Raw genomic sequence first — 21,052 nt, 5'->3', positions numbered from 1 at the left:
GGGTGACAACCGACGCGGCCACGGTCACCTACGCCGAGCGCCTGACCATCCCCTGGTGGGCCTGGCCGCTCGGGCTGGCCGGGGGCGGGCTGGTCGGCGTGGAGATCTGGATGGGCGCCGGCGGCGTCCGCGCCTGGGCGCCGTTCGCCGTGATCCTGCCGCTGACCCTCGCCCTGATGTTCTGGGTGGGCCGGCTCCGGGTGGCCGTCACCGGCTCCGAGTTCCAGGTCGACGACGCCCGGCTCCCGCTGTCGGCGATCGGTGAGGTGGTCGCCCTCGACGCGGCCGGCAAACGGGAGGCCCTCGGGGTCGGCTCGCACCCGCTGGCCTTCGTGATCCAGCGCCCCTGGATCGGCGGGGCGGTGCAGGTCGTGCTCGACGACCCGGCCGACCCGACGCCGTTCTGGGTGATCAGCTCGCGGCACCCGGTCGAGCTGGCCACCGCGCTGCGGGAATCAGCCGCCCGGTAACGCCTTGCGGCCCTTGCGCAGGTCTTTCTTCAGCTCCTCGCCCAGCTTGTTGGTGGCCCGGCGGTTGAGGTAGCCGGCCACCGCGGCGCCGGTCAGCAACGGTCCCAGGGTGGTCAGGTTGCGTCCGAAGCGCTTCAGCAGGGTGGTCTGGAGCTCCTTGCGGGCGGCCGTGCCCAGCACCGAGGCCACCCCGACCCCGGGCAGCAGCGGGTTGACGCCGCGCTGACCGGCCCAGGCCTGGAGCAGGGCGGTGGCGCGCTGGGGGCCCGGCCCGGTGATCGGCCGGCGGTAGATCTCGTGCAGCTCGCCGATCAGCTTCAGCTCGATCGACACGACCGCGATCGTCTCGGCGGTCAGCAGCACCGGCGCCGACAGCAGGGTCGGCGTGACAGCCCACTGCAGCGACGCGACGCCGCCACCGGCCGCGCCGATCCCGGCGGTGGATCGCGCGGCGTTGCGGATCAGGCGGTCGGCGAGTTCGTCGCCGTCCAGCCCGTCGAAGTGTGCCCGCAGCGTGTCGATGTCCCGGATGGGCACGTGCTGAGCGATGTCGCCCACCACGTCGGCCATCCAGCGCAACGCCGCCTTGGGCCGGAACACCTTGCCCAGCCCGCGACCGCGGACATCGTCCACGAGCCGGCCGAGCAGTCGCCGGCGACCGGCCGGCTCGAGGTCGCTGCGGGCGAGTTCAGCGACCGTCTTGCCGATGCCGTCGTCGAGCTGGTCGGGCTGCGCGGGCGTCTCGGACGGGTCCGGACTCATGGCTCCGGTCTCGGGTGTGGTCATTGTTGTCCTCCCCGTCCTCTACTTCACCGCGCACAGACCCGGTCAAACAGGCCTGCGCCAAACCGTTGGGTCAGGCGCACTCACGGCAGATCAGATCCCCGTTGCGTTCCGCGGCCAGCTGGCTGCGGTGATGCACGAGGAAACAACGGGAACAGCGGAACTCGTCGGTCTGCATGGGCAGGACCTTCACGGTGAGTTCCTCGTCGGCCAGGTCAGCGCCCGGGAGCTCGAAGCTCTCCGCGACCTCGACCTCGTCGACGTCCACTGCGCCCGACTGCGAGTCGGCCCGGCGGGACTTGAGCTCCTCGAGGCTGTCCTCGCCGAGGTCGACCTCGTCGCGACGCGGGGCGTCGTAGTCGGTGGCCATCGGTTTTCACTCTCCTGTATCGATGTGTCACTTGGCGTTAGTAACGCCGGTGACGTCTTCCTGGTTCCCGGTTCGCGCGGACTTTTCTTACTCATCCGTTCAGTGGAGAGCGACTGCCGCCGGGACGCTTCCACCCCCTCGTGGTTATGCCCCGGCGAGCGCGGTACCTTACCGCTCCCGTAGGACGGTTGTACGCACGCAGGCGGCTCATTGTTCCCGATGTGACTGAGGCGACATCAAAGTAGGGTCCCGGGCGGGTGGATCATCGTCGGCGCGCCGGAAGTATCTCCTGTTTCCGCAGGGTTGGCGGGCAGACGCTAACCTCACCTCGTTCCCCGTCGAGGCATACCTACTGGAGCCGGCAGCATGAGCTTTGCGCGCGTCCGAGCGTTCGTCGTCATCGGCGTCCTCGGCGTGGCCGCGATCGTTTTCGTCGTGGTCGCGCTGGTACGTGACACCCAGGGCGGTGCCTCGGCCGACGGCGGTTGTCCCAAGGGGGCGCCGCTGGCCAACATCACGCTCCCCGACGACACCGACGAGGTCAAGATTCGGGTGCTCAACGGCACGAAGACCGCCGGCGTGGCCGACCGGGTCAGCGACGACTTCAAGAACCGCGGCTTCCAGGTGCAGCCGCCGCGCGAGAGCAAGACCAAGTTCCCGCGCGTCGCGATCATTCAGTACGGACCGAAGGCGGTCGGCAACGCCCAGCTGATCCGGGCGTACTTCCTGGGCCAGGCCAAGACGGAGTACAGCGCCAAGCGGACCACCGACGTGATCGACGTGATCATCGGCGACCAGTACCGCCAGCTGGCCACCAGCACCGAGGTCAACCAGTCGCTGGTCGAGCTCAGCGAGCCCGAGCTGCCGCCGGGCGCCTGCCCCGCCCCGCCGCCCCCGAAGAAGAAGGAGGACGAGGACGCCAAGTAGGCGTCCTCGCCGATCAGGGGCCGCCGGCCGCGTCCAGGTCGCTGAGGGCGTCGTGCAGCGGCCCCCAGAGCGCCGGTGGCGCGGCGATGAGCATCTCCGGGCCCGCCGGTGCCCCGGCGAGTCCGGACACCAGCAGACCGGCCTCGGTGGCGACCAGCCCGCCCGCGGCGTGGTCCCACGGGTTCAGGCCCTTCTCGAAGTACGCGTCCAGCATCCCCTCGGCGGCCATGCACAGGTCGACCGAGGCGGCGCCGATCCGCCGGATGTCGCGCACCCGGGTGATCAGACCGGCCACCACCGCCCCCTGATGGGCCCGTCGAGCCGCGTCGTAGCCGAAGCCGGTCCCAACCAGGGCCTGACCCAGTTCGGTACGCACCGAGCCGCTGAGCCGCCGAGCCCGACCGGTTTCGGCTACGACACGCCAGGCACCGCCCCCCAGCGTGGCCGTCCACTCCTCACCCGTGGCCGCGTTGTGCACCACGCCGGCCACCACGGCACCGTCCACCTCGGCCGCCAGCGACACGGCCCAGGAGGGCAGCCCGTAGAGGTAGTTCACGGTGCCGTCGATCGGGTCGAGGATCCAGCGGACCGCACCGGCCACCGGCTCGGCGCTGTCGCCGTACTCCTCGCCCAGCACGCTGTCGCCGGGCCGCTCGGCCCGCAGCGCCTCGACCACCTGGCGTTCCACCGCGCGGTCGGCCGCGGTGACCACATCGGTGTCGGTGCTCTTGGTCTGCACGTCGGTGATCGCCTCGGCGCGCATCCGCCGCGCGGTCGCGGCGGCGTCGCGCGCGATCCGCACCGCGAGTGACAAAAGCTCGTCAGATGTCGATGTCCCGGGAATGTCGGCCCCCTCGAGCGTGATTTGGCATTACCATTCTGCCGCCGGCACGGAGCAAGACCCCTCGCGACGGGCCGGTGGCGTGCGGCGACGGGAGGATCTCGTCCGACGGCGCTACAATTCACCCCTGCCACCGATGAACGGGCTCCCAGCGACGGGCCGGGTCCGGGATTTCGGGGGCTCCCACCAACCACCGGCCAGCCTCTTCGCCGTGCGCTGTGCTGGGCACCAGGCCGTTTCTCGCCCTCCGGAAGGTCATTCGTGACAGAAGCCCACCAGACCGGTGCCGACGTTCGCTCCCTCACCGAGGCCCTGATCGCCCATGCTCAGGGCGCGGGCGGGCAGATCACGGCATCCCAGGTCGCGAAGACTGTTGAGTCCGCAGAGGTGACCCCGCTCCAGGCGAAGAAGATCGTCCGGGCGCTGGTCGACGCCGGCGTCACGGTCGTCGTCGACGGCTCCGCCGCCGCGCCGCGCCGCAAGGTCGCCGCCGCCCGGGCCGCGACGCCCGCGTCGAAGGCCACCACCGCCAAGGCCGCACCGGCCAAGAAGGCGGCGCCGGCCGCCGCGCCCGCCGCCGAGGGCGACGCGTCCGCCCCGGCCAAGAAGGCCGCCGCCAAGAAGGCGCCGGCCAAGAAGGGCGTGCCCGCCAAGAAGGCCGCTCCCGGCGCCAAGGGCGCCGACGGCGAGCCGCCCGCCGAGGGCGAGGAGATCGACCCCGAGGAGCTCGCCGCCGACATCGAGGATGTCGTCGTCGAAGAGCCGGCCGCGCTGGTCACCGCCGCCGCCAAGGACGCCGCCAGTTCGGCCACCGACGGCGACTTCGAGTGGGACGACGAAGAGTCCGAGGCGCTCAAGCAGGCCCGGCGTGACGCCGAGCTGACCGCCTCCGCCGACTCCGTCCGGGCCTACCTCAAGCAGATCGGCAAGGTCCCCCTGCTGAACGCCGAGCAGGAGGTCGAGCTGGCCAAGCGGATCGAGGCCGGGCTCTACGCGGCCGAGCGGCTGCGCGGCTTCGACGAGGGCGAGGAGAAGCTCGAGCGGACGATGGAGCGCGACCTGCGCTGGATCGGCCGCGACGGCGAGCGGGCCAAGAACCACCTGCTCGAGGCCAACCTCCGGCTCGTGGTCTCGCTGGCCAAGCGCTACACCGGCCGCGGCATGGCCTTCCTCGACCTGATCCAGGAAGGCAACCTCGGCCTGATCCGCGCCGTCGAGAAGTTCGACTACACCAAGGGCTACAAGTTCTCCACGTACGCCACCTGGTGGATCCGCCAGGCCATCACCCGCGCCATGGCCGACCAGGCCCGCACCATCCGCATCCCGGTGCACATGGTGGAGGTCATCAACAAGCTCGGCCGCATACAGCGTGAGCTGCTCCAAGACCTGGGCCGCGAGCCCACGCCGGAAGAGCTGGCCAAAGAGATGGACATCACGCCGGAAAAGGTGCTGGAGATCCAGCAGTACGCGCGGGAGCCCATTTCGCTCGACCAGACCATCGGCGACGAGGGCGACAGCCAGCTCGGCGACTTCATCGAAGACTCGGAAGCCGTCGTCGCGGTCGACGCGGTGTCCTTCTCGCTGCTGCAGGACCAGCTCCAGCAGGTCCTGCAGACGCTGTCCGAGCGCGAGGCGGGCGTGGTCCGGCTCCGCTTCGGCCTGACCGACGGCCAGCCCCGTACGCTGGACGAGATCGGGCAGGTCTACGGCGTGACGCGCGAGCGGATCCGGCAGATCGAGTCCAAGACGATGTCGAAGCTGCGTCACCCCTCCCGTTCGCAGGTTCTGCGGGATTACCTGGACTAGGGTTCTTAGTCAACCTTTCGTGTCGGAATGGTCACCACACGTACAACACATGGTGGTGATCAGACCGTTGTACAGACGAGATCGTTGACGTGGCACCCTTGGAGGACGGAACACTTGCCGGACCACGTGTGACTTGGGTCCCCCCGGGGCACAGTGGGAAGGCGCCGACGAGCACCGATGTTGCACCATGGGTGAGCACTAACCGAGGAACAAGTTCATCGGTGACGACCAGAGGAGGAAGGCGATGACCCCGACTCTCACGCCGCCGGCGGGAAGTTTGGCCGGCACAGCTGCCGATGAACGGTGCGACCGCTGCAATGCAGCAGGGAAGCTCCGTTTGACCCTCGCTGGTGGTGGCGAACTGGTGTTCTGCGGGCACCACGCCAACCGCTACGCCGAGGACCTGGTAAAGATCGCGGTTCAGTACAAGGCTGATCCCGAGTTCGACTGGCGTGGCGCGGACAAGATGTCCTCGAGTTCCAACTGACAATCCCGGTCAAGCGAGCTTCACAAAGGGGCGCCTCGGTGTGGGCGCCCCTTTTGCCGTGCCCTGGCGAAAGCTAGAGCGTCTGCACGGTGGCGATGCGCTCCTCGAGCTGCTCGATCGTGGCCTGGGCGCTCGGTGGGCCGCCACAGATCCGGCGCAGCTCGGCGTGGATCTTGCCGTGCGGCAGGCCGGTGCGGTGGTGGTGGGCCGCGACCAGGGTGTTCAGCTGACGGCGCAGGCTGACCCGCTTCTCCCCCGCGCTCAGGATCACCGGCTCGCGCGGCGCCGGCACCTCGGCTGCCGGGGCGTTGCGCTTCGCCTTCTTCTCGGCGTTCAGCTGCTCGGTCTGCCGGCGGTTCAGCAGCGTGGTGACCTGGTCGGGGGTGAGCAGACCGGGCAGGCCGAGGTATTCCTCCTCCTCGGGCGTACCGGTCAGCGCGCCCATGCCGAACGACGTGCCGTCGAAGATCACCTGGTCGAGCTCGGCCGTCGCGGACAGCGCCTCGAACTGCTTCTCGAGGTCGCCGTCGGCCTTCTCCTCGCGCTGCGCGCGCTCGAGCAGGTCGTCGTCCAGGCCGTCCGGGTCCTTCGGCGCGCCCAGGATGTGGTCGCGCTGGGCCTCCATCTCGCTGGCCAGGCCGAGCAGGTGGGGGACGCTGGGCAGGAACACCGTCGCGGTCTCACCCTGGCGGCGGGCCCGCACGAAGCGGCCGATCGCCTGGGCAAAGTAGAGCGGGGTGGAGGCGCTGGTGGCGTACACGCCGACGGCCAGCCGCGGGATGTCCACGCCCTCGGACACCATCCGCACCGCGACCATCCAGCGCTGCTCGGAGAGCGCGAAGGTGGCGATCCGCTCCGGGGCTCCCGCGTCGTCGGAGAGGACCACGACGGCCTTCTCGCCGGTGATGGTCTCCAGAAGTTTCGCGTACGCCCGGGCGGTCTGCTGGTCGCTGGCGATGACCAGGCCGCCGGCGTCCGGGATGCCATGACTTCGGAGTTTGGTGAGCCGCGCGTCGGCCGCCCGCATCACCTGGGGCATCCAGTCGCCCCGGTGGTCCAGGGCGGTACGCCAGGCCTGCGCGATCAGGTCCTTGGTCATCGGCTCGCCCAGCCGGGCCGCCAGCTCGTCGCCGGCGTTGGTCCGCCACCGGGTCTCCCCCGAGTAGGCCATGAACAGCACCGGCCGCACGACGCCGTCGCGGAGCGCGTCGGAGTAGCCGTAGATCGAGTCGGCCCGGGAGCGCTGGAGGCCGTCCTGGCCCCGTTCGTAGAGCACGAAGGGGATCGGGTTCTCGTCCGACCGGAACGGGGTCCCGGTCAGCATCAGCCGCCGCTCGGCCTCGTCGAAGGCGTTCTTCACCCCGTCGCCCCAGGTGCGGGAGTCGCCGGCGTGGTGGATCTCGTCCAGGATGACGAAGGTCGACCGGGTCATCGTCCGCCGCCGGTGCACCGCCGGCGCCATGCCGACCTGCGCGTACGTGATGACCGCCCCGTGGAAGTCGCGGGACGAGTGCACGTCGGCGTTGCGGAACGAGTGGTCGAGCTGGATGCCGACCCGGGCCGCGGCCACCGCCCACTGCGTCTTCAGGTGTTCGGTCGGGCAGACCACGGTGACCGCCTCGACGGTGCCGTCGGCCAGCAGCTCGGCCGCGATGCGCAGCGCGAACGTGGTCTTGCCGGCACCGGGTGTGGCGACCGCCATGAAGTCCGGGGAGCGCCGGCGCAGGTATTCCACCAGTGCCTTGCGCTGCCAGGCCCGCAGGGGCGGGAAGGTCTCCAGGTCCGGTGGCGGCGGGCTCAAGCTGCGACGTTCCCTTCTCACAAAACCGCCCCCGCGGAGAACCCGGCGGAGGCGGAACCCAGCATAACGAGAGTGACCCGTGTGTGCGGGTTGTTGCGTGCGGTGTGCCCTTGTACACACGAACGGCGGCGCCGCCCGATCATGGATCGAGCGTGCAACCGCCGCGCGGGTCGTCCCTGGTCAGTGCTTCATGGCGTCGTAGATCTCTTTGCACGCCGGGCACACGGGCGAACCTGGCTTGGGGGTCTTCGTCACCGGGAATTTGTCCCCGCACAGCGCGACCACGTAGGTGCCCATCACGGCACTCTCGGCGATCTTCTCCTTGCGCACATAGTGGAACATCTCCGGCCCGGTGTCCGCATCCTTGGTCTCCGGGCGCTCCAGGATCTGCGTGCTCACGGTATCTGCCTCTCGTAACGGTCAATCGCTTTGGCGTGCCGCCGGCCCGCGCGCAGCGGGGCCCCCGATCGGCGGGACGAAGCTCCAAACGACAAGTCTGACACCTCTCGCCTGGTCGGTCCAACGACCAGCGCACATCGGGGCACCGTACCGTTGCCCTCGTGACCGACTTCGCGATTCAGTACGGCGAGCACGTGACCCGGGCGCGCCGCGACGGACGGCCGGTGGTGGCCCTCGAGAGCACGATCATCTCGCACGGCCTGCCGCACCCCGACAACGTGCGGGTGGCCCACGAGATCGAGCAGGCCGTACGGGACAACGGCGCCGTTCCCGCCACCATCGGGATGATCGCCGGCGAACTGATCGTCGGGCTGTCCGCCGAGCAGATCGACCACCTGGCTCAGCCCGGCGATACCGCGAAGCTGTCGGTACGTGACCTGGCGCTGGCCGCCGCCACCGGGGCCGACGGCGCCACGACCGTGGCCGCGACCAGCGCCGTGGCCGCCGCGGCGCGCATCGGGGTGTTCGCCACCGGCGGGCTGGGCGGGGTGCATCGCGAGGCGAGCAGCACGTTCGACGAGTCGGCCGACCTGACCACTCTGGCGCGTACGCCCATCGTCGTGGTCTGCGCCGGGGTCAAGTCGATCCTCGACGTGGGCGCGACCCTGGAGCGGCTGGAGACGCTCGGCGTGGCCGTGGCGGGCTATCGGAGCGGACGGTTCCCGGGCTTCTTCATCACCGACGGCGGCTTCGACCTGGACTGGCGGCTGGAGTCGCCGGCGCAGATCGCGGCGGCCATGCGGGCCCGCGACGAGCAGGAGGTCAGCCGGGGCGCGCTGATCGTGGCCAACCCGCTGCCGGTCGACGAGCAGCTCGACCTCGACCTGCACGACCGCACGCTGGCCGAGGGCCTGACCCGGCTGGCCGCCGAGGGGGTCACCGGCAAGGCGGTCACGCCGTTCCTGCTGGCCCACTTCCACACCAGCACGCAGGGCAAGAGCCTGGCGGTCAACGTACGCATCATCCTCCGCAACGCGGCCCTCGCCGCCCAGATCGCCGCCGCGGCCTCGCCCGCCCCCGCCCAGCTGGGCTTCTCCGTACCCGCATGAGCCGCATCCTCGTCGTGGGTGACCTGGTCACCGACGTCGTGGTGGTGCCGGCGGGCGCGATCGAGCACGGCACCGACACGACGGCCACGATCACGCCGTCCGGCGGCGGGCAGGGCGCGAACACGGCCGCCTGGCTGGCCCACGCCGGCGCGCCGGTCACGCTGATCGCCTCGGTGGGCGACGACGTGGCCGGCCACGCGCGCGTCGCCGAGCTGGCGGCGGCCGGGGTGACCTGCGCGGTGCGCGCCCATCCGGACGCGGCCACGGGCACGGTTGTGGTGCTCGTCACACCGGAGGAGCGGACGCTGATCACCGACCCGGGCGCCTCCCTCCGGCTCGCCCCCGACGACGTCACCACTGCCGTCGGTGCCGCCACGGACGCGGTTCACCTGCACCTTTCCGGCTATGTCCTGCTCAACGAGGGGTCCCGGGCAGGCGGGCTGGCGGCTCTGGCGGCCGCCCGGGACCGTGGGCTCACCGTGAGCGTGGACGCGTCGTCGGCGGCGCCGCTCCGGCGGAACCCGTCGTTCCTGGACCGGCTCGGCCGGATCGATCTGCTGCTCTGCAACGCCGACGAGGCGACGGTGCTGGCGGGGCCGTCCACGCCGCTGGAGCAGGCCGTCCGCCTCACCGGTCACGCGCGCAACGTGGTCGTCAAGCTGGGCCGGGCCGGGGCGGTCTGGGCCGGGCCGGACGGAGTGGTGCAGGCGCCGCCGCCGGCCTCGGTGGTGGTCGTGGATCCGACCGGGGCGGGGGACGCCTTCGCGGCCGGGCTGCTCGAGGCCTGGACGGGCGGTGCTGCGCCGGAGGCGTCGCTGGCCGCCGGTGCGGCCCTGGGTGCGGCCGCCGTGACGAAGATCGGCGCTCGGCCCCTGGGTTGATCAGTCGTCGGCGTCGATGACGCGCGGCTTCTCAGCGGCCGCCGTGGGTTCGATCATCGGCTGGGCGGGCGGCTGGTGCCGGCTGGCGGCGCGCTCGGCCTTGGTCTTGGCCGGGCGGTCGTTGGCGATCAGCACGGCCATCCACGGCAGCAGGACCATGCCGGCGGCACACAGGGCCAGCCACAACGGCAGCAGCGGGGGCTTGACGCTGATCAGCACGGCGCCGGTGATCAGGCAGGCCGCGCGCAGGGCCATCATCGACACATAGCGGATCTCGCGGCTGCGGAGCTGGTCGCCCTGGCTGCGGGCGGCGTCGGTGATCACCACCGGCCGCTCCGGCTGCTTCTTCACGCTTTGTTCTCCGATCGACTCCTCATCCTTGCACCGTGCGCACCCCACTGCCCACTTCTCACCCGGTCGTCCGGGTCACTGCCGGCTGAGTTCGACCGTGCCCTTGGCGCGGTAGAGCGCGGCGTCGGCGTCGCTCACCCCCGGTCCGATCGGCCCGGTTCGGCCGGTCGTGAGCGGGTCAGGCCTTGGCGGCCGCTTTCATCGCCTTCTTGTACTCCCGGACCTTCTCCAGCGAGCTCTGGTCGACGATGTCCGCCACCGACCGGAACGACCCGTCCTCGCCGTAGTGTCCGGCCGCCGCACGCCACCCGGCCGGCCGCACGCCGAACTGCTTGCCGAGCAGCGCCGCGAAGATCTGCGACTTCTGCTTGCCGAACCCCGGCAGCGACGCCACCCGCTTGACCAGCTCGACCCCGCTGTCGGCGTCCTTCCACAGGTTGGCCGCGTCCCCGTCGTACCGCTCGACCAGCACCCGGGCCACCTCCTGAACCCGGCCGGCCATCGCCTTGGGGAACCGGTGCAGCGCCGGCGGCGTCGCGAACACCGCGATCAGCTCATCGGTGTCGAACCCGGCCAGCTCCTCGGCGGTCGGCACGTGCCCGAGCCGCTGGGACAGCACGTACGGCGAGCTGAACGCCTTCTCCAGCTTGTCCTGCTGGTCGAGGGTCATCCCGATCAGGAGCGCCAGCGCGTCGGTGGAGAGCAGCTCGTTGGCCGCGGCGTCGATCGGCAGCGACATGGTCATGCGAACAGTCTGCCCTGCTGGTCAACCCGCCCGGAGCTCGGCGCGCAGGGGCCCGGTGATGCCGGCGGCATCGAGACACCGGTCGAGCGCGCCTCGGGGAAACCAGCCGGCGGCCACCACCGACCGGCAGTAACCGGCGACAGCGTCCGGTCCGAGCCGCCCGGCGTCGTGCGCGAGCATGCGCAACAACCACTCCGCCGCGGCGCCGGTGGACTCCAGTTCGGCCATGGTGATCTCGCCCGCCAGCTCGGCCGTGGCGGTGACCGCGCGATCGTAGGCCCGGCGCAACCCGGGCAGATCGTCGTCGTCGGCCAGCGATTTCATCTGCAGGGTCAGCAGGCTGTGGGCGGCCGACTCGGCGTCGCCCGGCCCGTGCACGGTGAACCGGGTGACCGCCGAGGGGATGGCGTCGAGCAGCGGCTCGGCCAGGTGCCGGAGGACGTCCTCGCTGCGGTGGTTGCTCAGGTGCATCGAGCGCAGGGCCTCGTCCATCCGGTACGCCGTCCGGAACGGCCGCGAGCCGTCCTGCCGGAACGACCACAACGGGTCCACCCGCTCGGCCGGGGCACCGGCGTCGCGCCGCAGCTCCACGTCGGGGCGGCCGTCGGGCGTGTAGGTCCGCCGCACCTCGAGGTGGGCCGTCACCTCGAACCAGATCGACGGCGGGACCGCGGCCTGCCACCCCAGTGACAGGCCCTGCAACCAGCGCCCCGGCTCCTGCGCGTGGGCCCAGATGTCGCTCCCGCGCAGCGGCTCGCCGCAGGCCAGGGCGAGCAGGACCAGGTTCAGGGAGTAGAGAGCCATCCAGTGGTCGGCACGCTTCGGCATGGTCCCGTACGCCCGCTGCGAAGCCTCGGGCCGGAACACCGCGGCCCGGAGCCGGCCGACCAGCCAGGACCGCACCCCGGTGGCGACGGGGGCGAGCAGTTCGGCCAGGAAGGGCAGCACGGTCTGGCGGGCGGTCAGCGGCAGGTAGCCGAGCAGCCCGCGCAGCAACTCGTCCTCGCCACCGCCGGCGCCCAGCCGGACCACCCGGCTCGGCTCCCGGCCGGCGTTCTCCCGCAGGATGCCGGCCAGCAGCCGGGCGACCAGGTACTCGCCGAACGTCGCGTGCAGGAACTCGTACGTCTGCAGGGCCCGGCCGTCCTGCGTGGCCTGCGCCCGCTGGATGAAGAAGAACCGCCCGACGATCTCCTGGCCGACGGTCAGCGGGCTGCGGAACTCCTCGGTCCGGCCGGGACGCACCGGCTCGATGCCCAGGCCGGTGAGGTCGTCGTCCAGCTCACGCTCGGTCACCCACTGCCGGCCACGGTTGAACATCGCGAACGCCACGATGGACAGCCGCATCAGCTCGTCGGCGACCAGCTCCGGCAGCTCGTCCTCGGGCCGGCCCTCGTGCCACCGGCGCACCTCACGCAGCGCGAAGCCGTGCAGCAGCCGGTCGTAGAGCTGCACGGTGCCGAAGGTGCCGCCGGCGTCCTGCAGCGCGTTCTCGCCCGCGTCGTAGAGCGCCAGCATGAGCAGCAGCAAGGGCTGCCGGGCCAGGTCCGGGAAGCGGGCCACGACCTCTTTCGGCAGGGTACGCAGACCGCGCCGCCCCAGCGAACCCCGGTTGGCCGCGTTCCACGTCTCCAGCCAGCGCCCCACCTGCGCGTCGTCGAACGGCTCCAGCCGCACCGCCACGCAGTCCTCGGGCAGCCGGGCCCGGTCGGCGACCGCCACCCGGCTGGTCACGATCACCGCGACCGGCCGGCCCTGCACGGCCTCGGTGCGCTGGAACCGGGCGACCCGTTCCAGGTAGTCGGAGCGGTGCACGCCGGTGGCCTGGAGCAGCTCGTCGAAGCCGTCGAGCATGACCACCGGCAGCGCGCCATCGGCCGCCCGGGACAGGTCGGCCCAGGCCACCGACTCGTGGATCGCGGCACGCAGCGCGTACTCGATCTGGTCCTGCACCGCCGCCTCGGCCGGCACCTCGCGCAGCACCACCCGCACGGCCAGGAAGTCGGTGGCCGGCAGCCGCGCGGCGAGGATCCGGGTCAGCGCCGACTTGCCCGCCCCCGGGTGCCCGAGCAGCAGCATCGGGGCAACCGCGGCCCGCGCCGTGATCAGGTGGCGGACCAGGAAGCCGGACAGGTCACGGCGCAGCGGCGCGGCGTCCCACCAGTCCTCCGCACCGGGCCGGGAGCCCGGGCCACACTCCCGCGCCCGGAACAGCGCGTCCACGTACGCCTCGCCGAGCAGCGGGATGGTCAGCTCGCTGGTGTCGCCGCCGAGGATGGGCCGGTCCAGCTCGGCCCGGTACGCCGCGGCCAGCGCGGCCCGATGCCGGTCCGGGTCGCGACCGGCCGTGGTCCGCCGAAGCGTCGCCTCCAGCTCGGTCAGGCCCCGGCCGACGGCCCGGGACTCGGCCCGGTCGACCCAGATCGCGAACTCGGGGACATCCACGGCCAGCCGCCGGTGGCCTTCCTCGTAGTGCTGGACGGCCAGCTGCGGCAGCCGTTCGCACAGCAGCCGGGCGACCGCCGCGCGGGCCCGGTCGTCGGCCCGGTCCCACTCGGTCAGCCCTTCGAGGTAGCCGCGGAACCAGTCGCCGGCCGTGGTGTACCAGTCGGTGAGCTCGGCCAGCAGCCGGTGGTAGCCGCGTTCGGCCGCCGGGACCGGCAACGGCGCGTCGAGCAGGGCGTGCAGCCAGTCGCCGTGCAGCGGGGTGCCCCCGGCGAGCAGCACCTGGTCGTCGCGGCTCAGCTCGGGCGCCGGGAACTCGGCCACCCGGACGATCTCGTCGAACGCCTCGAAGAACGCGACCACCACCAGCACACCGTGCGCCGCCTCGAGCCGCAGGTTGCGCTCGTACCGGCCGTACCCGGTCCATCGCTCCCGCAACTGCCCGGCGGCCAGCCGGCCCAGCCGGACCGTCTCCGTCTTGGCGTCGAACAGGCTCAGCGCGACGTCGCTCCCACCGGCCGTGGCCAGCGACAACGCCGTGCCGAGCAGGTTGTCCACGGCGGCCGCGAGCGGACCGCTCCCACCGAGCAGCCGAACGGCATCGGCGTAACGCAGTCTCCGGGCCATCGGACCATCATGGAGCCCCTCTGCTCTGAGCGCGTATAGGCACCACCTCGATGATGCCGGTATCCAGGTGTTGCCTATACGCGCTCAGAGCAAAGGCCGGCGGGTAGCCTCGCCGGGGTGACTGGCGACCTCGAGCTGCTGGCCTCCGGCAACGAGGCCGACGTGTACGCCCTGGACGAGCACCGGGTGGTGCGCCGGCACCGTCACATGACCGACGTCAGTGGCGAGGCCGAGGTGATGGCGTACGTCGGCGGGCTGGACTATCCCGTGCCCGCGGTGTACGACGTCCGTGGCGGCGAGATGGAGATGGAACGCCTGCACGGTCCGACCATGGCGCTGGCCCTGGTCTCGGGCGACGTCACGGCGGCCGAGGGCGCGACGATGCTGGCCGGCCTCCTGAGCCGGCTGCACGATCTGCCGCCGATGCCGGGGAACACGGGCCGGATCCTGCATCTCGACCTGCACCCGGAGAACATCATGATCACCGGCCGCGGTCCGGTGGTGATCGACTGGGTGAACGCCCGCCACGGCGAGCCCGATCTGGACGTGGCCCTGTCGTCGTTGATCCTGGCGATGGTGGCGACCGATGACCAACACGTCTGGTCGGCGCCGGCCGGGGTCTTTCTCGATGCCTTCCTGGCGGCGGCGCCCGGCGACCCGTTCCGGCTGCTGGACGACGCGGTGGCCGTACGCAAGAGGCAGCTGAAGGTCGACGATCTTCCGCCGCCGGCCTTGACCAGGTTGCGAGGAGTGAGCTGATGCGGGCACTGGTGCAGACGGTGAGCCGGGCCAGCGTGACGGTGGGTGACGAGGTGGTCGGCGCGATCGACGCCGGTCTGCTGGTGCTGGTCGGTGTCACGCACGACGACACCAAGGAGAAGGCGGCGACGCTGGCCCGCAAGGTGCACGAGGTGCGGCTGCTGCCCGACGAGAGGTCCGCCTCCGATGTGGCCGCTCCCCTGCTCGTGGTCAGCCAGTTCACGCTCTACGGCGACGCACGCAAAGGGCGGCGGCCGACGTGGTCGGCCGCCGCCCCGGCGGAGGTCGCGGAACCGCTGTTCCTGGCCTTCGTGGACGCCCTGCGTGCGCGGGGCGCGACCGTCGAGACCGGACGCTTCCGGACCATGATGCGGGTCGAGAGCGTGAACGAGGGCCCGCACACGCTGTTGATCGAGATCTAGAAGAACAGGCCCCGGCGGGACGCCGACTGCCGGAGCCAGGTGTCCAGCTCGCGGGCCCAGTCGGTGTGGTCGAGGGTCTGGTAGTCGACGGTGAAGCTGCCGAACGAGTCGTGGCCCTCGGTGAACACGCCGCCGCGCTTGTCCAGCTCGAGCACCACCTGGAGGGTGCGCGGATTGGCGATGAAGGTCAGCTCGAGCTGGTTGATGCCGCTCGCGTACGCCGACGGCGGGTAGAACTCGATCTCCTGGTAGAACGGCAGCTCCTGCTGGACGCCGTAGACCCGGCCCCGCTCCACGTCGGCGCGGCTGAACCGGAAGCCGAGCCGCAGCAGCGCCTCGAGGATCTTCTCCTGGGCCGGCAGCGGGTGTACCGCCACCGCGTCGAGGTCGCTCTTGTCCACCGCGCGGGCGACCTCGAGCTCGGTGGTCAGGCCCATCGTCATGCCGTGCAGATGTTGCCCGTACACCTCGGTGATCGGGGTTTCCCACGGCACGTCGAACCGGAACGGGACGTCGTGGCGCGCGCCCGGGTCGAGCCGGAACGAGCCGGTGAGCCGCTGGCGGTGGAACTCCTGATCGGAGTGGTACTCACTGTCGCCGCTCTCCACCTCGACCCGCGTGATCAGGCCGACCGCGACGTACTCGATGTCGGTGGGATGCTCGCCACCGATCACGTGGACGTTGCCCTCCAGATAACCGCCGGGACGGCAGTTGGGGTTCGTGAGCACCGTCTCGACGGAAGGGCCCCCGACGCCCATCGCCTGCATCAACCGCTTGAAGACCACGTCGGCTTCCCTTTCTCGGATTCCTGGAGTCCAGATTATCGGCCACTTACCAGCCCGTACGGAATTGCGCCGCTCTCGTCATATGTCCCACCAATCCGGGCAAGGTGTCGGGTTCGCGACCTCAGGGTTCTCCCGGATTCATGCCACCCGGACGCTTGCCTCACCTCCGCTTAACGCCCACCGGTCCAAGCTTGTGATCACCGGCACGAATGCGGCTGGGAAACGACGTAGGGACATTCGGGAACGCGGGGAGGGACTCGGGATGGTCGCGCAGACGCTGAAGGCGGAGTCCACGGTGGCAGGGGCTGACGAGAACATCATGACCGATGGTGTCGAGCACATGATCGACCTGGACGCGACGGACGAGCGTGGGGTGTCGGCAGACCTGGTCCGGGCGTACCTGAACGGCATCGGCCGGACCAAGCTGCTCACCGCGGTCCAGGAGGTCGACCTCTCCAAGCGGATCGAGGCCGGCCTGTACGCCGAGGAGAAGCTGCGGGACGCCTCCGACGACCTCCGGCCGCTCTTCGCGATCATCGTGGCCGAGGGCCGCGAGGCCAAGAACCACCTGCTGGAGGCCAACCTCCGCCTGGTCGTGAGCATCGCGAAGCGCTACACCGGTCGCGGCATGGCCTTCCTCGACCTGATCCAGGAAGGCAACCTCGGCCTGATCCGCGCCGTCGAGAAGTTCGACTACACCAAGGGCTACAAGTTCTCCACGTACGCCACCTGGTGGATCCGCCAGGCCATCACCCGCGCCATGGCCGACCAGGCCCGCACCATCCGCATCCCGGTGCACATGGTCGAGCAGGTCAACCGCATGGTCCGGGCCCGGCGCGACCTCTCCGCCCAGCTCGGCCGCGAGCCCAGCATCGCCGAGATCGCCAAGGCCATGGACGTGCCCGATTTCCAGGTCATCGAGCTGATCTCGTACGACCGGGAGCCGGTCAGCCTCGACCAGGCGGTCGGCGAGGACGGCGAGAGCGCACTGGGCGACTTCGTCGCCGCGGTCGACCCCAACGCCGAGCCGGGCAACTCGCTGGCCCAGGGCGAGCTGCGCAGCGAGGTCGAGATCGTGCTGGCCACCCTCTCCGAGCGGGAGTCGGCGGTGATCCGGCTGCGCTTCGGCCTGGACGACGGCCGGCAGCGCACCCTCGACGAGGTGGGCCGCGAGTTCGGTCTGAGCCGCGAGCGCATCCGCCAGATCGAGAAGGTCACGATGTCCAAGCTGCGGGCGCCGGAGCGGGCCGGTCGCCTGGAGGCGTACGCGGGCTGAGGTTTCCTCGGTGGTAGCGCAGCGCGGCATCCGCTCCGCGGATGGCGCGCTCGCCTACCACTAGGGGGTTTGTAGGCGGCGAGGTCCGGTGTCCGGTCGGGGGCGGGCCTCGCCGATTTCCGTCTGGGCGTGCAGCACCGAGTAACCGTCGGGACGGGCCAGCACCGGGTTCAGGGAGAGCGAGCGGATCTCCGGGTGGTCGTCGGCGAGCCGGCCCACGCGGAGCAGCAGGTCGATCAGGGCGGCCCGGTCAACCGGCTGGGAACCCCGGTATCCGTGCAGCAGGGGCGCGGCGCGCGGCTCGTCGACCAGCGCCTCGGCGGCCCGGTCGGTCAGCGGCGCGGCCCGCCAGGCCAGGTCGCCCAGCAGCTCGCTGGCCACCCCGCCCAGTCCGAAGCCGACCACCGGGCCGAACGCCGGATCTTCCACCACCTCGATCGTGCACGCCACGCCGGGCGGGACCATCGACTGCACCAGGACCTCGGGGCCGAAGGCGCCCAGCAGTTCGGCGTAGGCCGCGCGCACGGCGTCGGGGCCGGCCAGCGCGAGGCGGACGGCGCCCAGGTCGATGCGATGACGCAACGCGCGGCCGGCGGCCTTGATCGCCACCGGGTAGCCGACCTGCTCCGCCGCCGCCAGCACGGCTTCCTCGTCGCCGGCCGCGATCGACGGTACGACGTCGATGCCGTAGCGAGAAAGAACGTTCGTTCTCTCCTGGTCGATGGTGAACTCGGGGAGAACGCCGGGTGGGCGGCGCAACCAGTCGGCGTAGGACGCGACCCGGCCCAGCGCCCGCACGGCCTCCTCGACCGACGGGTAGGACGGCACGCGGGCCGGTGACTGTCCGAGGAGGAAGGTCGCCACGGTCGGCTTCTCGCCGGCCAGGGCCACGCTCGCCAGGGCCGCGGCGAAATCGGCGTCCTCGTCGGCGAGCTGGCCGGGCAGCGGCGGCGCGAAGACCACGACCATCGCGTCCACACCCTCGTCCACGGCCGCCTCGGCGAGCGCGTCGGCGAAGTCGTGCGCGCCGGCCTGCGGGCTGATGTCACGTGGGTAGCCGGGGGCCACGACCAGCCCGTTCGCGCGGGCGGCGGCGATCGCCAGGCCGGACAGCGCCGACGAGTTGCCGACCACCGCGACGCGCCGGCCGGCCGGAAACGGCTGGTGGGCCAGCAGCAGGCCGACGTCGAAGAGCTCGGCCACGGTGTCGACCCGGATCACGCCGGACCGCGCGAACAACGCCGTCACCGCGCGCTCGTCGGGACCGGGCAGCTCGCCCGCCAGCCCGGGCGGACGGGTCGCGGAGGCCACCGCCACCACCGGCTTGACGCGGCTCATCCGGCGGGCCAGCCGGGCGAACTTGCGCGGGTTGCCGAACGTCTCCAGGTAGAGCAGGACCACGTCGGTGCCCGGGTCGTCCTGCCAGAACTGGAGCAGGTCGTTGCCGGAGACGTCGGCCCGGTTGCCCGCCGACACGAACGTCGACAGGCCCAGCCCGCGCCGGTCGGCCTCGGTCAGCAGCGCCACACCGAGCGCGCCGGACTGGCTGAAGAAGCCGACCCGGCCCGCCGCCGGCAGCCGCGGGGCGAGCGTGGCGTTCAGGCGTACCCCCGGATCGGTGTTGGCCACCCCCATGCTGACCGGCCCCACCACCCGGAGTCCGGCCCGGTGGGCGCTCTCGATCAGCGCACGCTGTGCGGCCTGGCCCTCGGCCCCGGCCTCGGCGAAGCCGGCCGAGATCACCACCAGGCCGCCCGCGCCGGCCGCGGCCGCGTCCGTGACGGCATCCGCGACCGAGGCGGGAGGCAGGGCGATCAACGCGAGATCGACGTCGACGCGAGCATCAACGGCCGAGGGGTACGCCGGGAGCCCGGCGACGCGGTCCGCACTGCGGTGCACCGGGATGATCGCGCCGGTGAAGCCGCCGTCCCGCAGGTGGCCGAGCAGCGCCGCGCCGATGCCCTGACCACTCGCGCTGGCGCCGTACACCGCGACCCCGCGCGGGCTGAGCAGCCGGGCGATCGAGCGGGACTCGGTGCGGTGCTCGCGGTCCTCCTGCACGGCCCGGGACTTCTCGGTCGGCGCGATCGGGAAGCTCAGGTGCACCGTGCCGTCCTCGTAGCGGCGCTGCACCGGGTAGCCGGTGTCGCCGAAGACGCGCAGCATGCCGGCGTTCTGGGGCAGCACCTCGGCGACGAAACGCTCGATGCCGTTGGCGCGGGCCGCCTCGGCCAGGTGTTCCAGCAGCACCGAGCCGATGCCCCGGCCCTGGTGCGCGTCCTCGACCACGAAGGCGACCTCGGCCTCGTTGCTGTCGTGCCTCAGCCGCTCGTACCGGCCGACCGCCATGATCCGTTTCTCCGCGACGATCACGAACGCCTCGCGGTCGGCGTGGTCGACGTTGACGAAACGTTCCAGGTCGCGGTCGGGGATTCTCGGGTACGGCGAGAAGTACCGCAGATAGCGGGTGCGCTCGCTCATCCGGCCGTGGAAGTCCACGATGGCCGGCGCGTCCTCCTTCCTGATCGGGCGCAGGTGGACGGTGCTGCCGTCGGAGAGCAGGACGTCCGATGCCATGGCTGATCAGTCCCGGGGGTCGTGGGGGTCGAGGCCGTGCAGCGGGAAGACCGCCATCCGCGTCGCCAGGACCGCCTTGTCGACCGGGTCCGCGGTCGGTTCCCACTTCTTGCTCGTGATCTCCACGGAATCGGTCAGATCGTCGGGGATCTCCGTGCCCGGGCACCGTTCGGCGGCCAGGTCGCGCCAGGCCTGCGGGGTCGGGGTGTGCGGGTCGAGCGGGTCGCCGGTGGCCACGGCGAGCAGATGGGTCCAGGCCCGGGGCACGACCTCGACCAGCGCGTACCCACCGCCGCCGGTGGCCACCCAGCGGCCCTCGCACAGTTCGTCGGCGAGCGCGCGCATCTTGATGTACGCCACCCGCTGCCCGTCCACCGACAGGCGCAGGTCGGCCAGCGGGTCGAGCCGGTGGGCGTCGGCGCCACACTGACTGAACAGCAGTTGCGGCCGGAACGCGCGCAGCACCGACGGCACCACCGCGTCGAAGGCCCGCTGCCACCCGGCGTCGTCGGTGCCCGGCGGCAGGGCGATGTTCACCGCCGTTCCCTCGGCGTCCTTGCCACCCACCTCCTCGGGGAAGCCGGACGCCCACGGGAACAGCGCCAGCGGCGTCTCGTGCAGGCTGATCGTGAGGACGCGCGGGTCGTCCCAGAACGCCGCCTGGACACCGTCGCCGTGGTGCACGTCGATGTCCACGTACGCGACGCGCTCCGCACCCTGGTCGAGCAGCCGCGCGATGGCCACCGCCGGGTCGTTGTAGACACAGAACCCGGCCGCCCGGGCCGCCATCGCGTGGTGCAGGCCGCCGGCCACGTTCACCGCCCGGGTCACATCGCCGCTCCACACCGCCTCGGCCGCGGCCAGCGTGGCGCCGCAGATCCGGGCGCTCGCCTCGTGCATCCCCTCGAAGACCGGGTTGTCCGGCGTGTTCAGGCCCCAGCCGGAGAAGAACGGATCCATCGGCGCATGTCGGACCGCGTCCAGGTAATCGGCGCGGTGCACCCGGGTCAGCGCGGCCTCGCCGGCCGCCTCGGGGGTGATCATGCGGACCCCCGGACGGTCGAGCACGCCCAGCTCACGGGCCAGCGCGATGGTCAACTCGACCCGCACCGGGTTGAGCGGGTGATCGCCCATGTCGTACCCGAGCAGGGCCTTGTCCCACACCACCGCCGCAGAGCCGTCCATGCCGCC

20 protein-coding genes are annotated in these 21,052 nt (G+C 71.6%); 9 read left to right on the top strand and 11 right to left on the bottom strand.

Annotation, left to right across the window (positions count from 1 at the left end; translation table 11 throughout):
* The first annotated feature begins 2 nt into the window (after nt 1-2).
* Nucleotides 3-470 carry a DUF3093 domain-containing protein gene (locus AB0O15_RS08375; protein WP_364315723.1) on the top strand — a complete coding sequence of 156 codons (468 nt, stop codon included), beginning with the start codon at nt 3-5 and terminating at the stop codon, nt 468-470.
* Here AB0O15_RS08375 and AB0O15_RS08370 read toward each other — a convergent pair.
* Together AB0O15_RS08370 and AB0O15_RS08365 are read right to left on the bottom strand one after the other, a co-directional pair.
* A complete protein-coding gene (locus AB0O15_RS08370; protein WP_364317137.1) occupies nt 456-1,232 on the bottom strand; it encodes a hypothetical protein in 777 nt (258 codons plus the stop codon). The genes AB0O15_RS08375 and AB0O15_RS08370 overlap by 15 nt on opposite strands.
* A gap of 94 nt (nt 1,233-1,326) precedes the next feature.
* Nucleotides 1,327-1,623: a DUF4193 domain-containing protein gene (locus AB0O15_RS08365; RefSeq protein ID WP_285683063.1), complete on the bottom strand. Its 297-nt coding sequence runs from the start codon at nt 1,621-1,623 to the stop codon at nt 1,327-1,329.
* 366 nt (nt 1,624-1,989) lie between these two features.
* Between AB0O15_RS08365 and AB0O15_RS08360 the strand changes: the two genes are divergently transcribed.
* Complete coding sequence (locus AB0O15_RS08360; protein ID WP_364315721.1) at nt 1,990-2,550, top strand: LytR C-terminal domain-containing protein; 561 nt, start codon at nt 1,990-1,992, stop codon at nt 2,548-2,550.
* 13 nt (nt 2,551-2,563) lie between these two features.
* On the opposite strand, the gene AB0O15_RS08355 is transcribed toward AB0O15_RS08360, so the two are convergent.
* Entirely contained in the window at nt 2,564-3,394 is an 831-nt protein-coding gene (locus AB0O15_RS08355) for an inositol monophosphatase family protein (protein ID WP_364317136.1), read from the bottom strand.
* 258 nt (nt 3,395-3,652) lie between these two features.
* On the opposite strand from AB0O15_RS08355, the gene AB0O15_RS08350 reads away from it, so the two are divergent.
* Nucleotides 3,653-5,197 carry an RNA polymerase sigma factor gene (locus AB0O15_RS08350; protein WP_364315718.1) on the top strand — a complete coding sequence of 515 codons (1,545 nt, stop codon included), beginning with the start codon at nt 3,653-3,655 and terminating at the stop codon, nt 5,195-5,197.
* 244 nt (nt 5,198-5,441) lie between these two features.
* Entirely contained in the window at nt 5,442-5,684 is a 243-nt protein-coding gene (locus AB0O15_RS08345) for a hypothetical protein (RefSeq protein ID WP_364315716.1), read from the top strand.
* Nucleotides 5,685-5,757: 73 nt separating this feature from the next.
* Here AB0O15_RS08345 and AB0O15_RS08340 read toward each other — a convergent pair whose 3' ends face one another.
* Nucleotides 5,758-7,485, bottom strand: a complete 1,728-nt coding sequence (locus AB0O15_RS08340) for a DEAD/DEAH box helicase (protein WP_364315714.1) — start codon at nt 7,483-7,485, stop codon at nt 5,758-5,760.
* 180 nt (nt 7,486-7,665) lie between these two features.
* Nucleotides 7,666-7,884 (bottom strand): DUF3039 domain-containing protein, encoded by a 219-nt coding sequence (locus tag AB0O15_RS08335; RefSeq protein ID WP_364315712.1) that lies wholly within the window; start codon nt 7,882-7,884, stop codon nt 7,666-7,668.
* A gap of 161 nt (nt 7,885-8,045) precedes the next feature.
* On the opposite strand from AB0O15_RS08335, the gene AB0O15_RS08330 reads away from it, so the two are divergent.
* Together AB0O15_RS08330 and AB0O15_RS08325 are read left to right on the top strand one after the other, a co-directional pair.
* Nucleotides 8,046-8,993, top strand: a complete 948-nt coding sequence (locus AB0O15_RS08330) for a pseudouridine-5'-phosphate glycosidase (RefSeq protein WP_364315710.1) — start codon at nt 8,046-8,048, stop codon at nt 8,991-8,993.
* Nucleotides 8,990-9,874, top strand: a complete 885-nt coding sequence (locus AB0O15_RS08325; RefSeq protein WP_364315708.1) for a carbohydrate kinase family protein — start codon at nt 8,990-8,992, stop codon at nt 9,872-9,874. The genes AB0O15_RS08330 and AB0O15_RS08325 overlap by 4 nt, the downstream gene beginning before the upstream one ends.
* Here AB0O15_RS08325 and AB0O15_RS08320 read toward each other — a convergent pair whose 3' ends face one another.
* From AB0O15_RS08320 to AB0O15_RS08310, 3 genes are all read right to left on the bottom strand, one after another.
* Nucleotides 9,875-10,225 (bottom strand): DUF3099 domain-containing protein, encoded by a 351-nt coding sequence (locus AB0O15_RS08320; protein WP_364315705.1) that lies wholly within the window; start codon nt 10,223-10,225, stop codon nt 9,875-9,877.
* Between the two features lie 178 nt (nt 10,226-10,403).
* Nucleotides 10,404-10,970: an HhH-GPD-type base excision DNA repair protein gene (locus tag AB0O15_RS08315; RefSeq protein ID WP_364315702.1), complete on the bottom strand. Its 567-nt coding sequence runs from the start codon at nt 10,968-10,970 to the stop codon at nt 10,404-10,406.
* A 21-nt stretch (nt 10,971-10,991) separates the two neighbouring features.
* Nucleotides 10,992-14,042 carry a hypothetical protein gene (locus tag AB0O15_RS08310; RefSeq protein WP_364315700.1) on the bottom strand — a complete coding sequence of 1,017 codons (3,051 nt, stop codon included), beginning with the start codon at nt 14,040-14,042 and terminating at the stop codon, nt 10,992-10,994.
* 117 nt (nt 14,043-14,159) lie between these two features.
* Here AB0O15_RS08310 and AB0O15_RS08305 point away from each other — a divergent pair, with 117 nt between their 5' ends.
* Nucleotides 14,160-14,801: a phosphotransferase gene (locus AB0O15_RS08305; protein WP_364315697.1), complete on the top strand. Its 642-nt coding sequence runs from the start codon at nt 14,160-14,162 to the stop codon at nt 14,799-14,801.
* Nucleotides 14,801-15,223: a D-aminoacyl-tRNA deacylase gene (gene dtd, locus AB0O15_RS08300; protein ID WP_364315694.1), complete on the top strand. Its 423-nt coding sequence runs from the start codon at nt 14,801-14,803 to the stop codon at nt 15,221-15,223. The genes AB0O15_RS08305 and dtd overlap by 1 nt, the downstream gene beginning before the upstream one ends.
* Here the strand turns inward: dtd and AB0O15_RS08295 are convergent.
* A complete protein-coding gene (locus AB0O15_RS08295; protein ID WP_364315691.1) occupies nt 15,220-16,008 on the bottom strand; it encodes a sporulation protein in 789 nt (262 codons plus the stop codon). The two genes, dtd and AB0O15_RS08295, sit on opposite strands and share 4 nt — an antisense overlap.
* A 319-nt stretch (nt 16,009-16,327) precedes the next feature.
* On the opposite strand from AB0O15_RS08295, the gene sigB reads away from it, so the two are divergent.
* Nucleotides 16,328-17,284: an RNA polymerase sigma factor SigB gene (gene sigB / locus AB0O15_RS08290; RefSeq protein ID WP_364315689.1), complete on the top strand. Its 957-nt coding sequence runs from the start codon at nt 16,328-16,330 to the stop codon at nt 17,282-17,284.
* A gap of 60 nt (nt 17,285-17,344) precedes the next feature.
* Here sigB and AB0O15_RS08285 read toward each other — a convergent pair whose 3' ends face one another.
* Both AB0O15_RS08285 and AB0O15_RS08280 read right to left on the bottom strand, forming a co-directional pair.
* On the bottom strand, nt 17,345-19,861 hold the full coding sequence (locus tag AB0O15_RS08285) for a GNAT family N-acetyltransferase (RefSeq protein ID WP_364315686.1): 2,517 nt from the start codon (nt 19,859-19,861) through the stop codon (nt 17,345-17,347).
* A 6-nt stretch (nt 19,862-19,867) separates the two neighbouring features.
* Complete coding sequence (locus tag AB0O15_RS08280) at nt 19,868-21,046, bottom strand: acetoin utilization protein AcuC (protein ID WP_364315683.1); 1,179 nt, start codon at nt 21,044-21,046, stop codon at nt 19,868-19,870.
* Nucleotides 21,047-21,052: the final 6 nt, after the last annotated feature.

Source organism: Actinoplanes sp. NPDC089786 (assembly GCF_040684855.1).
In the GTDB taxonomy this organism is placed as follows: domain Bacteria; phylum Actinomycetota; class Actinomycetes; order Mycobacteriales; family Micromonosporaceae; genus Actinoplanes.
This window is presented reverse-complemented; position numbering and strand designations above follow the sequence as displayed.